Below are 13,430 nucleotides of genomic sequence, written 5' to 3' on the forward strand. Positions count from 1 at the left end.
CTCACATGACCGAGATTGCTGATCGTACAGCCTTCATCACGGGTGGCGCCAATGGCATCGGCCTGGGCATCGCCCGGTCCCTGGCCCGTGCCGGGGCCAGACTGGCGCTGGTCGACCTGGATGCCGATGGACTGGCCCGGGCGAAGGCCGAGTTGGACGAGGTTACACAGGTCTTCACGGCGGTCCTGGATGTCCGCGACCGCACGGCCTACGCAAGCGTGGCGGCCGATGCCGAAGCACAAGTGGGGCCCGTATCGATCCTGGTGAATAATGCCGGTGTTGCCGGCGGGGCGCCCGCGCACAAGTTGAGCTATGACCTGTGGGACTGGGGCATGGGGATCAACCTGGACGGGGTGATCAACGGCATCCAGACCTTCCTGCCCGGTATGGCGGCGCGCGGTGCCGGCGGGCACATCGTCAATACGGCATCCGGCGCGGGGCTGGTGGCCCGCACGGGAGGCGTCCTGTACTGCACCGCCAAATTCGCCGTCGTGGGGATGAGCGAGGCGCTGGCCCTGGAGCTCCCGCCGCAAGGCATCGGTGTGACCGTCCTCTGTCCCGGTCCGGTTGCGACCGACATCGTGACGCGGACACAGGCTGCACAACCGGTGACGGCCAGGAGGCCGCTGTCGGCCGCGCAGCAGGCACGGATCGAGGAAACATCGAAATATCTGGCGAAGGGGACCTCACCCGATGTCGTCGGTGACATGGTGCGGGACGCGATCCGGAAGAACCAGCTCTATGTCCACACTGATCGCCTCGCCATGGAGATGATCATGGAGCGGAGCAAGGCACTGCTCGACGCCATGCCGCCGGCGGCTTGAGTTGCAGCCGCGGCTGTAAGCAGCAGGGGCGACAGCATCGCCCCCCGTCAGATTGACTGTGACTACGAACCACGATCAGCGCAGGCCAGCGTCCGGCGCTGCGTCGGGGAGATGTGTGCGCTCCCGTGAAGCCATGATTTTCAGGTATGACCTGCCGGGATGGGGATTTGACTGGTCTCACCGCGCAGACATGAAGGCAACAACAACGAAAGTCCGGGGAGGACGGTTACAATGAAGGCGAGAATAGTCAAAACGTTCACGTCGCTGTTGGCGATTACAGGTGCTGCCAGCGCCTACGCGCAGAATGCCACCACAACACCGGCGATGCCGCCGGCCGCCGGCGACAGTTTGCAGGAAATCAGCCTGGACTATATCGTCGTCACGGCCCAGCGCCGATCGCAGCGGCTGGTGGACGTTCCGATCTCGATCACCACGGCCACGGCGGAGGATCTTGAGCGCATCGGTCCTGCCTCGCTGGAAAACCTGACCAAGGCGGCACCGGGCGTTTATCTGCAGCGTAATATCTATGGCCTGTCGCCGACGATCCGCGGCATCGGCTCGACGCTGGCCGCCTCGGGCGGCGAGCAGAACGTATCCGTCTATGTAGACGAGATCTACTATCCGACCCCGTCGGGCAATATCTTTGATCTGGCCAGCATCGCCGGTGTGGAGGTGCTGAAGGGACCGCAGGGGACGCTGTTCGGACGCAACGCCACCGGCGGCGCTGTCCTGCTGCGCACACTCGACCCCGGCTCGACGGTGGAGGGCCGTTTCAACGCCTCCTACGAACGTTTCGATCAGGTACGCACCAGCGCCTATCTCAATGTTCCGCTGGATGACAAGGTCGCCGTCAACGGCTCCGTAGCCTATCGTTATTCCAATGGCTATGTCCGTGACCTGAAGACGGACAAGATCACCAACCAGGGCGACAGTTTCACGGCGCGCGGTAAGCTGCTGGTGGAACCGACGGATGACCTGTCGGTCGTCTTCACGGTGGCCCATGCCGATTTCGACGATCCGTCGGGCAGCGATACCAAGAACATCCGACCGGCCCGGCTTGTCGCGGCCATGGGCGGGCCAATCGCCCAGGACCGTTACCATTCGTCCAACAATACCGAGCAGTACATCAAGACCGAAACCGACGAGTACAGCGCCCGGGCCAGACTTGATGTCTGGGGCGGCACGCTGTCGTCCTTCACGGCATTCCTTCGTAACGATCTTGCGGCGCGCAATGAGATTGACCTGAGCTATCTGAACCAGGATGTCGCGCTGAAGGTCGCGACCAAGACCTTCTCCCAGGAAGTGAATTTTGCCTCGGCTGAGAACGAGCCCTTCACCTATGTCGCCGGTGTCTACTACTTCCGAAGCCGGAGCAAAGTGCCGATCCTGACGTCCACTGGCACGCCGCTGTCCAATTCCGCTGGTCGTTTGAATTCCATTGCCGGTTATGCGGACGGAACCTACAGGATCGGCGATTTCTCGATCATCGGTGGCATCCGCTACAGTGATGAGGATCGCGGAAATTCCAGTGCCATGGGTGTCCTGGCGCCGTCCCCTTATACCCGCATACAAAAACAGACCGACCGGCAATGGACGCCGCGCGTGGGCGTCAGTTATGCGCTTACCGAGGGGTCCAAAATCTACACAACCTACAGCAAGGGCTTCAAAAGCGGCGTGTTCGATGCGACGTCGGCAAACGGACCCAGCGTCTCGCCGGAGAAGGTGGATGCGTTCGAGATTGGCCTGAAGTCGGCGACACGCGACATCTCGTTCAATGCTGCGGCTTTCTATTATGATTACAAAGACACGCAGGTGAATGCGACAATCTCCGGCCAGAACGGCGCGGTGTTCAACCAGTTGTTCAATGTGCCGAAGTCCCGCATATACGGCGTGGAAGCCGATATGACGGCGCATCTCAGCGAGGCCTTCGATCTGCGTACCGCCGTCGCCTATACCCATGCGCGCTATGTTGATTTCAAATCCGCACCGGGCTATGTGGATAATCCCAGGCTTCCGGCGACGGCGGGCGGGTTGCTCTACGCCAATGTCAGTCTGGATGTCAGCGGTGCCACCATGGTGCGGGCACCGGAATTCACGGCCAGTTCGACACTGACCTATTATGCGTCCTTGGATGCAAACAAGGAACTGACCGTGGCGCTGTCGCCCTATTACAGCAGCCGCGTCTATTTCACCTTCGATAACAGCCTCAGCCAGCCCGGCTATGTGGCGCTCGACGGGTCAGTGACCTTGACGGTGAATGATAACATGACCTTCTCGGTCTATGGCCGCAACCTCACCGACAGCAAATACAAGATCAGCATGAGCCAGAACGCACTTTCGCTGGAAGGAGTGCGCTACGTCCAGCCGCGGGTCTTTGGCGTGTCGTTCGGATATTCCTTCTGATCCGGCGGGGCCGGTCCTCAGGTCCTGATTTCCGTTCGGGCAGCGATGACGGTTTCGTCATCGCTGCCCGAACCCGTTTAAGGGATCAGCGTCCTTTCCATTCTGGTGTCCGCTTCTCGGCGAAGGCGGCGGGGCCTTCGACATAGTCCTGCGAATTCAGCATTGTCTTCATAGCCGGGTATTCCCACTGTCCGGCAATGCCCTCCACCACTGTTGTGCCACGACCGCGCAGGGTGGCTTCCTTGATGGCGCGAAGGGACAGGGGGCCGCAGGCCAGCATGTCGCCGGCCCAGCGGCGGGCGGTGTCCAGAACATCAGCTTCCGCCACCTCGTTCACGAAGCCAAGCGCCGCGCCCTCCGCAGCGCTGACCCGGCGACCCGTCAGCATCAGCCCCATGGCGCGGTGGAAACCGATCGTGTGTGGCAGTCGCTGGATGCCGCCGGCCAGCGGGGCAAGGCCGACACGGGGTTCGGGAAGCGCGAAGACGGCATGGGCCGCCGCCACGATCACGTCGCACACCAGCGCGATTTCAAACCCACCACCCATGGCAACGCCATTCACGGCGGCGATGACGGGCTTTGTGAGATCGAAGCGGGAGGTAAGGCCCGCAAATCCCGTTGGCGGTAATTGCAGCCCGCCTCCGGCCGCCTGCTGCTTCAGATCATGGCCGGCGCAGAACGCCTTGGTCCCGGACCCGGTGATGATCGCAACCCATTGATCATCATCGGCCGCGAAGGCATCGAAAGCCGCCTCCAGTTCCAGGTGGGCGGCAAGGTTCAGCGCATTATGCGCCTCGGGCCGGTTGAGGGTGACAATGGTGAGCCGCCCCTCGCGGCTCACATTGATATATTGATAGCTCATGGGCTGGTTCCCTGCTTGGACAAGGGGCTGCGTTATTTCGGCGCCATGCGGATGCAGCCATCCAGGCGGATGGTCTCGCCATTCAGCATGGGATTGTCGATGATCGCTGCCACCATGCGGGCAAACTCATCCGGCTGACCCAGGCGGCTTGGGAATGGTGCCTGTTTGCCCAGGGAGTCCTGCGCGTCTTGCGGCAACGAAGCCAGCAGCGGGGTCAGGAACAGGCCCGGTGCGAGTGTGACCACGCGGATGCCGTACCGCGCCAGTTCCCGTGCGATGGGCAGGGTCATGCCGACAACACCACCCTTGGAGGCGGCATAGGCGGCCTGGCCGATCTGGCCGTCGAAGGCGGCAACGCTGGCCGTATTCACGATAACCCCACGTTCCTCCGGGCCGATCGTGTCGGCATCCTGGATGCGGGCGGCGAATTTCGACAAGACGTTGAAACTGCCGATCAGGTTGATGCTGATGATCTTGGAAAATGTGGCAAGCGGCAGCGCTTTGCCGTCCCGTCCGATCACCTTTGCCGGGGGGCCGACACCGGCACAGTTCACGAGGATCCGCGCCTTGCCATTCAGGCCCTCCGCCTCCTGGATCGCCGCCTCCACGGCTTTCTCGTCCGTCACATCGACCGGGATGAAATGACCACCGATCTGCCGGGCATGGGCCGCGCCAAGTTCGGCATTGAGGTCGAAGATGGTGACTTTCGCGCCGGCCTTGGCCAGAAGCGCCGCCGTGGCGCCGCCCAGTCCCGAGGCGCCGCCAGTGACGATGGCGCCAACTCCATTGATATCCATTGCAATCTCTCTGTCGGTTAATTTGAAGGCCGGTGGCGTCATGCAGCCGATGCGCGGGGAAACGACGTTTCGCCCCCGCGGTTATGCGATCCGGATGCAGGGCACAGGTGAAGCCGTCGGCATCCCGCCCCGGGCCAATGTGAAGATTATAGGGTGCGGGGTGTGTTGAGGTCCGACTAAACGGCAGCACCTATTCCCCCGGGGCATTGCCCGGCTCCGCTTTGCATTTGGTGAACACCCAGCCGTACCCTAGCGTTGGAGCGAATTCATCCAGGCCGATTGCCCACAGGGACATGGGTGCGAGGGTACAGCCCCGCACCTGTGATCGTTCTGTTCAGGCGGCGAGAAGATATGAAGGTTAGGGAGACACTGAATGACCGATGTGCATGGGCGGACCGCCTTTATCACCGGTGGCGGCAACGGGATCGGGTTGGGAATTGCGCGCAGCCTTGCGCGGGCCGGGGCCAAACTGGCCCTGGTCGACCTGGATACCGATGCCCTGGCCCGCGCCAAGGCGGAACTGGAGCAGATCACGCCGGTGGAGACCTACCGGCTTGATGTGCGTGACCGCGCTGCCTACGCCGCCGTTGCGGCGGCGGTTGAGCAATCGCTGGGGCCGGTATCGCTGCTGTTCAACAATGCCGGTGTTGCCGGCGGTGCCCCGGCGGCGAAGCTGACCTACGATCTCTGGGATTGGGGGATCGGGATCAATCTCCATGGCGTCATCAATGGCATCCAGACATTTCTGCCGGGAATGGTCGCGCGGGGTCTGGGGGGCCACATCGTTAATACCGCGTCCGGCGCCGGACTGGCAGCGACCACGTCCGGTGTGCTGTACAGCACGGCCAAGTTCGGCGTGGTGGGCATGTCCGAGGCGCTCAATGCCGAACTGGGGGGCGCCGGTATCGGCGTCACCGTGCTGTGCCCCGGTCCCGTCGCGACGGGTATCATCCAGCGCTCGGCCAGTACATCGCCCAAGGCCGGCCTGGTCCTGACCGAAGAGCAGAAGCGGGCGAGCGCGGAGCGGGTCGCCAAGATGACCGTGGCCCTGAACCAGGGTGTCGGCATTGATGATGTCGGCGAGATGGTGCTCAAGGCCGTGCGTGAGAACAGCCTCTACATCCATACCGACCGCGTCATGGAAGCCCCCATCAAGGCCCGCACCAAGGCCCTGCTGGATGCCATGCCTGCCCCGGCCGCCTGACCGGTTACGCAACCATGGTCCCGGCCGGGAGGCACTTTCCGGCCAAGTTGGGATATGACGTCAGGAGAGATCGGATGACTGATATACAGGGACGTGTCGCCTTCATCACCGGCGGTGCCAATGGCATCGGCCTTGGCATCGCCCGGACTTTTGCACGCGCTGGCGCCAGGTTGGCGCTGGCAGATCTGGATGGCGACGGTCTTGCCCGCGCCAAGGCCGAGTTGCAGGAGATCACCCAGGTCGGGACCTATCGGCTGGACGTGCGTGACCGCGATGCCTATGCCGCCACTGCGGATGCGGCCGAAGCAGCACTTGGTCCTGTGTCGCTGCTGTTCAACAACGCCGGTGTCATTGTTGCGGAAACGCCGGGGAAACTGACCTACGACCTGTGGGATTTCGCCATCGGCATCAATCTCCACGGTGTCATCAATGGCATTCAAACCTTTGTGCCCAGGATGCTGAAACGGGGGCAGGGCGGACACGTCGTGAATACGTCTTCCGGCGCCGGTCTGGTGGCGACCGGGTCGGGCGTCCTTTACTGCACGGCCAAATTTGCCGTGGTTGGCATGTCTGAATCGCTGAACCTGGAACTGGCGTCCGCCGGGATCGGTGTCAGCGTCCTGTGCCCAGGCCCCGTGGCGACCAATGTTATCCATCGCTCGCAGGAAGGCGTGCCGAAGGGAGCGGAACCCCTGTCGGAGGCACAGGAAAAACGGCGTGCGGAGCGGCGGGAAATGCTGAGTAAGGTGCTGCAGCAGGGGACCAGTGCGGACGAGGTCGGACGGATGGTCCTGACGGCGGTGGAACAGAACAGACTGTACATCCACACTGACCGCTTCATGGAAGAGCCCATCAAGGCCCGGACCCAGGCGCTGCTGGACGCGCTGCCCGGCTAGAGCAGCGGTGGCCGGGCCTCGTCCGGCAATCCGGCTGTGTGTCCGACCATCGGAATGGAAACGGAAAACATGTCTTTCAAGTCCATGTCGTCGATCATCCAGGACCATGCGAAGCGAAAAGGGGCGGCGCCCGCCGTCACCTACCCCGACGGGTCGCTGACCTGGGAGGAACTGGATCGGCGTTCGAACCGTCGGGCCCGGCTGCTGGCGTCGCTGGGCGTCAGGCAGGACGATCTGGTGGTGATCATGCTGCCGAATGGTGCCGAGTTTCACGAGGCCGTGGCCGGCGTCTGGAAAGCCGGCGCGACGCCGTGTCTGCTGCCATCCAAACTGCCCAGCCGCGAGGCGGGTGAAATCATTGCGCTGGCATCACCGTCGGCCGTGATCGGCGACGTGTCCTTTCCCTATGACGGACCCAGGGTACCGGCCGGTGCCCCGCTGGAGGCGTTCAGCGATGCCCCCATGCCCGACCTGGGAGCCAAGAGCTGGAAGGCCATCGCCAGCGGCGGTTCCAGCGGGCGTCCGAAGATCGTTGTCGATACGATGCCGGCCTTCGTCAACATGGACGCTCCGCCATACGCGCCGCTCGGCCTGGGCGAGGGTACGGTGGTGCTCAATCCCGGTCCGCTCTATCACAACATGCCGTTCCTGTTTACCGCGCTGGCCTTGCTGGCGGGGGCGCATGTTGTCGGCATGAGCCGTTTCAATCCCGAGGAATTCCTGCGTCTGGTGCAGGACCACAAGGCCAATTTCGTGGCCATGGTGCCGACGATGATGCAACGCGTCTGCGCGTTGCCGGACAGCGCCCGCCTATCCTATGACATGTCATCGCTGAAAAGCGTCTGGCATATGTCGGCGCCATGCCCGCCCTGGGTCAAGCGCGCCTGGATCGACTGGCTGGGCCCGGATCGGATTTTCGAGGCCTATGGCGGCACCGAAGGCAGCGGCACCGCCATCACAGGCCGGGACTGGCTGCGCAAACCGGGGTCGGTGGGCAAGGTCGCACCGGGAACGGTACGCATCCTGCGCGAAGATGGCAGTGAGGCGGATGTCGGTGAGGTCGGAGAGGTTCATTTCACGGCCGCAGGTGCGGCCCGGTTCCGCTATATCGGCGCGGAACAGAGCCGGGACGCGTCGGGCGGGTTCTGGATCGGCGACCTTGGCCATGTCGATGCGGATGGTTACCTGTTCCTGGCGGATCGCCGGTCGGACCTGATCATCCGGGGCGGGGCCAATGTCTATCCGGCTGAAATCGAAGCGGTGCTGGACGAACATCCCCTCATCTCATCCTCCGCAGTGATCGGCCTGCCCGACGATGATCTGGGCCAGCGTGTCCATGCCATCATCCAATTGCGTGAGGGCAAACAGTTCGACTTTGCAGCCATTGATGCCCATGTCGAAGAGAGGCTGGCGAAATATAAATGGCCGGCAACCTTTGAGTTGAGCGCGACGCCCTTGCGCGATGATGCGGGCAAGGTCAGGCGGACAGCATTGAAGGCCGAGCGTGAAGCTTGGCTGGACGCGGGACACGCATTCGAGATTTCGCGAGCCTGAAGCGGGAGGCGCGCCGGTTTCTTCATTCGCGCGGTCCGAACCGGGCCTTTTCATCGTTGATCTGGCGGGGGGATGGCGTGGCGCGGAACGGGCAGGGGCGGCGCAGCTTTCCGATATTCTTGACAGGGCCGCTGTGCTGTTCGCGTTCGAGCAGGTCGGCGGGGCGTCTGCCGCCGGACATTCGTGTTGATCGCGATATTCCGTTCAAAGATCTGCCGGTTGGAGTGTGAAATGTGGGATGATGACGCCAATCCAGTCCAACTGGAGCGCAAGGGTGCGGTAGCCTCAATCACGCTCAACCGCCCGGATGCCGGCAATGCCTTCAACGTGCCGTTGGCGCGGAGCCTGTTGGCGGCGGTGAAATCGGTGGAGCGGGATGCTGCGGTCCGCTGCGTGGTTGTCCGTGCCAATGGCCGGATGTTCTGTGCCGGCGGGGATGTGAAGGCCCTGCATGCGGCCGGCGATACGCTGCCCGCACTGCTTCGGGAAATCCTGTCGTACCTGCATCCGGCGATCGCCGGTCTTGCGATGATGGACAAGCCCGTGATCACCGCCATCCAGGGACCGGCGGCAGGGGCGGGGATCGGACTGGCGGCCGTTGGCGATATTGCCCTGGCCGAACCCGAGGCCCATTTCACCATGGCCTATTCGCGGATCGGGTTGACGCCCGACGGCGGGGCGACATGGTTGCTGCCAAGGCTTATCGGACTTCGCCGCACCCAGGAACTGACCCTGACAAATCGCCGGGTCTGCGCGCAGGATGCCGCGGCCATGGGGCTGATCACGCGGGTTGTCGCCAGTGGCGGACTTGCGCGTGAAGTGTCGGCATTGGCAGACGAACTTGCCGATGGCGCAACGGGGGCGCTCGGCAGGTCCAAGCGACTGCTGCTGACGGGGGCCAATACCGGTATGGAAGTGCAGCTTGATGCGGAATGTGAACAGATCGCCGAACAAGCTGCGACGTCAGAAAGTGCAATAGGGTTGGCGGCCTTTGCAGAGCGGCGGAAGCCGGATTTTCGGCTGGCCGCTTCGGCGGCCTTGTCGTCCTGGGCGTCATAGACCTTCTTCAGGGCGGCGGCGACCGGCTTGCGGTTCTTCAGCACGCGTTCCGCAAGCACCTTCTTCAACTGGTCAAGAAGGCCGTTCTGGTCAAATGCTGCCTTTGGTCCAGAACAACGTCGGGGATAATCGGTTCCTTGCGTCGTGCCATCTTGACGCTCCTTTCGCATCACTATGGCCCCGCCAAGCACGGAATTCCTGATCGTCCCCGGCGCCGTCGGTACAATAGGCTCTCGTGCGCCCCATAACGCCGAGCAATCTCCCCGCAGGAGCGCGCATCCGTGCTGGTAACGACTGTACTGGTTGGCATCAGGATCGCTTCGCCGACCTAGCCGACGCCGCAATCAAAGCGGCACCGACGAGAATTGCCGCATCGACGGCCCACGCCATCGGGTCCTGAGCGTCTCCGCCCCAGCCTATCGCATGCAGGATCGCAAGTGCTGCCATCAGTGCCGCCGCGGACCAGCGGAAGGCAGCATCGAAGACAGTGCCAGGCAGAGCGATGCACGCTGTTGCGTAAGCCAGCGCCGTCATGAGCATCCATGCAAAGAGAACGTGGTCACCGGCGCCGGCCAAGGATAAGACGGCGATAAACGCGAAGATGGCAGGCTGGCCCCAGGCCGTTGCCACCCAGAACCGTTCCCACGCGGGAACGGGCCGCCCCTGGTCGCGCCGCCGCGCGAACCAGATCGTCATACCGCTCGACGAGACGATACACAGCGCCAACCCAAGCAGACCATAGGCGATTTTGGTGGCGAGGCCGCCAAACCATCCAAAGTGGAGCGACGGCAGCGACAGCAACGCGCGCGATCCGATCGACCTCGGTTCTGTCCTCGGTGAGAAGATCACCTGGCTGCCCGCATCGAAGACATAGCGCTGGTCGTGTGTCAGCCTGCCTGCTTCCTCAAAGATCACGGAGATGGTCTGTCCCCGCGTGCCGGGGTGCTGGATTTCGATCGACAGGATCTGTGCCGCCGGCTCCTGCGCGCGCATGAACGCCATGATTGGTGCCACCGATGGTATGGCGGCCGGCGTCATGTCCTCCCGGCTTTCCAGAGGTCCGACGATCTCGGTGAGCGCCTGGCGGTAGTCACCCTTATAGGCGGTTGCCGCCATGCCGCCGAACATGAGGAGGAATGCCCCAAGCACGGCGCCGGTCAGCGTCACGAGGATGAAGAAGGGCATGCCCCATGTGCCCAACCGGTTATGCAGGTCGGCTTCCTGCACGCGCAGTGAACCGCCGCGGCGCAAGGTGAACGCTTCCCTGAAGATGTGAGGATGCGCGAGCACGCCCGACATGAGCAAGGCCAGGAGAGCGACGCCGATCAGGCCGACCACGGCAAGGCCGGCGAGGCGCGGGAGATGCAGATTGGCATGCAGTGCCACGAGAAAGTCGGTGATCGGATGGGAAACGGGCGCGATCAGTCGCCCATTCGCGTTCGCCACCCATTTATTGCCCCCGCCCTCGACCGAACCGCCCACGAGGACAATGCGGGGGGTGGCGCCGCTGGGAAGCAGGACGGAAATCGCTCGGGCGGTGCTCCCGGCCTTGGCGTGAATTTCGGATAGCCCGCGATCAATGGCATCTGGCGTGACGGCGGTCAGGACGGGCCCGGCAGGCTGTTCCCAACGCTCCAACTCCTGCGCGAACACAACGATCGTGCCCGACAGGCAGATCAGGTAGATCAGCGCCGAGATCGCAAGCCCCAATACCGAATGGCCTGACAGAACGGTGCCGATGATTGCGGTGGACAACAGCCGCTTGCGGCCTTGCTTTGCCGAGAGAGGTGCGTTCATGCGAGCATCTCGACCGAGATCAGGAGGCCGGAGGCGCCGATGATCGCGCACAGGCCCAAAACCGGCCGGCGCAGGCGCGCTTCGCTCAGCACCCAGATGATCAGCCCCGCCCATAGTATGGGCAGGACAAGGGCGCCGATTGTCACCCGGTTGACAGGCAGACCGATGGGAAGGCCGGCGGCCGCCGCTCCCATCGCAATCGTCGCAATCATGGCGAGGAAAAAGGCGGCAGAGCCGCGACCCCAGCCATTCCCGAACGCTTGTGGGCTGGCGTCCTGTGTGGCGATGCGTCTGTATGTGTTGCGAAGCGGACGCCGCTCGGCGTTGAGCGCGACCAGGCCATAGCCATACAGACCGAAGGCCAGCGTCGCGATCGTCAGTCCGATCAGCGTGCCCAACGCCGACGAGAGCAGATAGAGTGAGACCAGCAGAGCGGACCAGCCCGATGCCACGCGAGCGCGCCCGCGCCGTTCACTGTTCTTCCAGCCCGATCGCAGGAGCGCCAAGCCGAGCCCCATCGTGAGCAAACCACTCACGAGAGCCGGATAGATGGAATCCAACAAGGATGCACCTCAGTTGAGAATAGATCGCAGCCAGTCTAGCTGTCGTCGCTGGGGGCTGCGTCCTCATCGGTGCCAATAAATAGCAGATCGATGCCACACCGATCGGTAGCGGTGGCGATAACGGCACGGCCTGGATAATCTATCCCGATGGAGATAGCAAAACCCCGCCAGCTTCAGGAGATCACGCTTCAGCCGGACGCTGCCGATCGGGTCGATGGCCCGATCATCATTGCGGCCGCCGGGACGGTCGAGGCGGAGCGCTTTTCGGTGCCGGTGCATCGCCATGCTCGCGGGCAACTGATGGCTTCGATGCGCGGATTATTGGCGGTCGATGTCGAGAACGAGCATTGGGTCGTCCCCGCCAGCCATACCGTCTGGGTGCCGCCGGGCCATCTTCACACCGTTGCCTCTCACGGTGTCTTCCAGGGCTGGAGCGTCTTTGTGGCGGAAAGCGCCTGTCTCTCCCTGCCGTCTCGACCCTGCACCTTCCGAACATCGGCGCTGCTCCGCGAAACCGTCCTTCGTGCCGCGACATGGAGTGGCGAAACGCTCGGCCCCGCACAGCAGCATATCGCCGCGGTCATCCTGGACGAGGTGCGGTCTGCGCCAGCCGAGGCACTGGGCCTTCCCCTGCCGGCTGAAGCCCGACTGATGCGCATAGCGCGCGCCTTCATCACCGACCCTTCGGACGGGCGCGATCTCGACGCCTGGGCGGCCTGGGCGGCCGTAAGCCCACGGACGTTGAGCCGACGCTTCGTGCAGGAAACAGGTTTCACCTTCACCGCGTGGCGACAGCGGGTCCGTCTGCTGCGTGCGCTTGAAATGCTGGCGGCGGGCGAGCCGGTCACGACCGTCGCAATGGACCTTGGCTATTCGACCACCAGCGCCTTCATCGGCTTGTTTCGTAAGGCGTTCGGGATCACGCCAGCCGCCTATCGCCGACGTCTCTGACGCACCCAAGGCTTTGGCGCAGCAGTGCTATTAAATGGCGGCTCAATGATATCGCCGTCAGTCCCCATCCACTATACGACACTCCCATATTGATAATGACTATCATTATCGAAAGACGGGGGTTTCTATGTTGAAGTTCTACGGCGGCGCGTCACTCGCCGCCCTGCTGATCGCCACGCCTGCACTGGCACAGGAGGCGATCTCTGCTGCAAAAGGCGAGACCGCCACAACTATCGGCCCGGCCCGCGATCAAGCGGAAATGGCCGACATCGTCGTCATCGGGAGGCGGGCGGCGACGCCGTCGCTCGGCGCGCTCGGCGACCGTCCCATCCTCGACAGCCCCTTCTCGATCAGCACCTATGACGGTGCGCTGCTGAAGGACATACAGGCGCGCTCGCTGACCGACATGCTGCGTCTGGAACCGTCGGCGACGACCTCCCTCGCGGATGTCACTGAGGGCACGAATTTCCTCCTGCGCGGCTTCTCGGTCTCGACCTATTACATGGACTAGGTCCCCGGT

Annotated in this window: 13 protein-coding genes; 8 read left to right on the forward strand and 5 right to left on the reverse strand. The window is 63.3% G+C overall.

Annotated elements, in window-relative coordinates:
- The first annotated feature begins 5 nt into the window (after window positions 1–5).
- Window positions 6–824, forward strand: a complete 819-nt coding sequence (locus KBA48_RS00195; protein WP_292902545.1) for an SDR family oxidoreductase — start codon at window positions 6–8, stop codon at window positions 822–824.
- Window positions 825–1,055: 231 nt separating this feature from the next.
- Window positions 1,056–3,227, forward strand: a complete 2,172-nt coding sequence (locus KBA48_RS00200; protein ID WP_292902546.1) for a TonB-dependent receptor — start codon at window positions 1,056–1,058, stop codon at window positions 3,225–3,227.
- A gap of 85 nt (window positions 3,228–3,312) precedes the next feature.
- Here the strand turns inward: KBA48_RS00200 and KBA48_RS00205 are convergent, their stop codons facing one another.
- Both KBA48_RS00205 and KBA48_RS00210 read right to left on the reverse strand, forming a co-directional pair.
- A complete protein-coding gene (locus tag KBA48_RS00205) occupies window positions 3,313–4,089 on the reverse strand; it encodes an enoyl-CoA hydratase-related protein (protein WP_292902548.1) in 777 nt (258 codons plus the stop codon).
- Between the two features lie 32 nt (window positions 4,090–4,121).
- Window positions 4,122–4,886 carry an SDR family NAD(P)-dependent oxidoreductase gene (locus tag KBA48_RS00210; protein WP_292902550.1) on the reverse strand — a complete coding sequence of 255 codons (765 nt, stop codon included), beginning with the start codon at window positions 4,884–4,886 and terminating at the stop codon, window positions 4,122–4,124.
- Between the two features lie 373 nt (window positions 4,887–5,259).
- Here KBA48_RS00210 and KBA48_RS00215 point away from each other — a divergent pair, with 373 nt between their 5' ends.
- The 3 genes from KBA48_RS00215 to KBA48_RS00225 all read left to right on the forward strand — a co-directional run bounded on the left by KBA48_RS00215 (window position 5,260) and on the right by KBA48_RS00225 (window position 8,540).
- Window positions 5,260–6,090 carry an SDR family oxidoreductase gene (locus KBA48_RS00215; protein WP_292902552.1) on the forward strand — a complete coding sequence of 277 codons (831 nt, stop codon included), beginning with the start codon at window positions 5,260–5,262 and terminating at the stop codon, window positions 6,088–6,090.
- Between the two features lie 74 nt (window positions 6,091–6,164).
- Complete coding sequence (locus tag KBA48_RS00220; protein ID WP_292902554.1) at window positions 6,165–6,986, forward strand: SDR family NAD(P)-dependent oxidoreductase; 822 nt, start codon at window positions 6,165–6,167, stop codon at window positions 6,984–6,986.
- A 69-nt stretch (window positions 6,987–7,055) separates the two neighbouring features.
- Window positions 7,056–8,540: an AMP-binding protein gene (locus KBA48_RS00225; protein WP_292902556.1), complete on the forward strand. Its 1,485-nt coding sequence runs from the start codon at window positions 7,056–7,058 to the stop codon at window positions 8,538–8,540.
- A gap of 22 nt (window positions 8,541–8,562) precedes the next feature.
- On the opposite strand, the gene KBA48_RS00230 is transcribed toward KBA48_RS00225, so the two are convergent.
- A complete protein-coding gene (locus KBA48_RS00230) occupies window positions 8,563–8,721 on the reverse strand; it encodes a hypothetical protein (protein ID WP_292902558.1) in 159 nt (52 codons plus the stop codon).
- A gap of 50 nt (window positions 8,722–8,771) precedes the next feature.
- Between KBA48_RS00230 and KBA48_RS00235 the strand changes: the two genes are divergently transcribed.
- Entirely contained in the window at window positions 8,772–9,599 is an 828-nt protein-coding gene (locus KBA48_RS00235; RefSeq protein ID WP_292902560.1) for an enoyl-CoA hydratase-related protein, read from the forward strand.
- Between the two features lie 309 nt (window positions 9,600–9,908).
- On the opposite strand, the gene KBA48_RS00240 is transcribed toward KBA48_RS00235, so the two are convergent.
- Entirely contained in the window at window positions 9,909–11,396 is a 1,488-nt protein-coding gene (locus tag KBA48_RS00240) for a PepSY domain-containing protein (RefSeq protein ID WP_292902562.1), read from the reverse strand.
- Window positions 11,393–11,956, reverse strand: coding sequence for a hypothetical protein (locus tag KBA48_RS00245; protein ID WP_292902564.1), 564 nt, complete (start codon window positions 11,954–11,956; stop codon window positions 11,393–11,395). Before KBA48_RS00245 ends, KBA48_RS00240 begins: the two co-directional genes overlap by 4 nt.
- A 150-nt stretch (window positions 11,957–12,106) precedes the next feature.
- Here KBA48_RS00245 and KBA48_RS00250 point away from each other — a divergent pair, with 150 nt between their 5' ends.
- Together KBA48_RS00250 and KBA48_RS00255 are read left to right on the forward strand one after the other, a co-directional pair.
- Window positions 12,107–12,910, forward strand: coding sequence for a helix-turn-helix domain-containing protein (locus KBA48_RS00250; protein ID WP_292902566.1), 804 nt, complete (start codon window positions 12,107–12,109; stop codon window positions 12,908–12,910).
- Window positions 12,911–13,037: 127 nt separating this feature from the next.
- Complete coding sequence (locus KBA48_RS00255; RefSeq protein ID WP_292902568.1) at window positions 13,038–13,421, forward strand: TonB-dependent receptor plug domain-containing protein; 384 nt, start codon at window positions 13,038–13,040, stop codon at window positions 13,419–13,421.
- Window positions 13,422–13,430 lie beyond the last annotated feature (9 nt).

Source organism: Niveispirillum sp., assembly GCF_017996735.1.
Lineage (GTDB): Bacteria > Pseudomonadota > Alphaproteobacteria > Azospirillales > Azospirillaceae > Niveispirillum.

What these genes read in the sequence shown, in the direction of transcription:
- KBA48_RS00195 (WP_292902545.1), top strand. Translation starts at nt 6, where the DNA reads ATGACCGAGATTGCTGATCGTACAGCCTTCATCACGGGTGGCGCCAAT.
- KBA48_RS00200 (WP_292902546.1), top strand. Translation starts at nt 1,056, where the DNA reads ATGAAGGCGAGAATAGTCAAAACGTTCACGTCGCTGTTGGCGATTACA.
- KBA48_RS00205 (WP_292902548.1), bottom strand. Translation starts at nt 4,089, where the DNA reads ATGAGCTATCAATATATCAATGTGAGCCGCGAGGGGCGGCTCACCATT.
- KBA48_RS00210 (WP_292902550.1), bottom strand. Translation starts at nt 4,886, where the DNA reads ATGGATATCAATGGAGTTGGCGCCATCGTCACTGGCGGCGCCTCGGGA.
- KBA48_RS00215 (WP_292902552.1), top strand. Translation starts at nt 5,260, where the DNA reads ATGACCGATGTGCATGGGCGGACCGCCTTTATCACCGGTGGCGGCAAC.
- KBA48_RS00220 (WP_292902554.1), top strand. Translation starts at nt 6,165, where the DNA reads ATGACTGATATACAGGGACGTGTCGCCTTCATCACCGGCGGTGCCAAT.
- KBA48_RS00225 (WP_292902556.1), top strand. Translation starts at nt 7,056, where the DNA reads ATGTCTTTCAAGTCCATGTCGTCGATCATCCAGGACCATGCGAAGCGA.
- KBA48_RS00230 (WP_292902558.1), bottom strand. Translation starts at nt 8,721, where the DNA reads ATGTCCGGCGGCAGACGCCCCGCCGACCTGCTCGAACGCGAACAGCAC.
- KBA48_RS00235 (WP_292902560.1), top strand. Translation starts at nt 8,772, where the DNA reads ATGTGGGATGATGACGCCAATCCAGTCCAACTGGAGCGCAAGGGTGCG.
- KBA48_RS00240 (WP_292902562.1), bottom strand. Translation starts at nt 11,396, where the DNA reads ATGAACGCACCTCTCTCGGCAAAGCAAGGCCGCAAGCGGCTGTTGTCC.
- KBA48_RS00250 (WP_292902566.1), top strand. Translation starts at nt 12,107, where the DNA reads ATGGAGATAGCAAAACCCCGCCAGCTTCAGGAGATCACGCTTCAGCCG.
- KBA48_RS00255 (WP_292902568.1), top strand. Translation starts at nt 13,038, where the DNA reads ATGTTGAAGTTCTACGGCGGCGCGTCACTCGCCGCCCTGCTGATCGCC.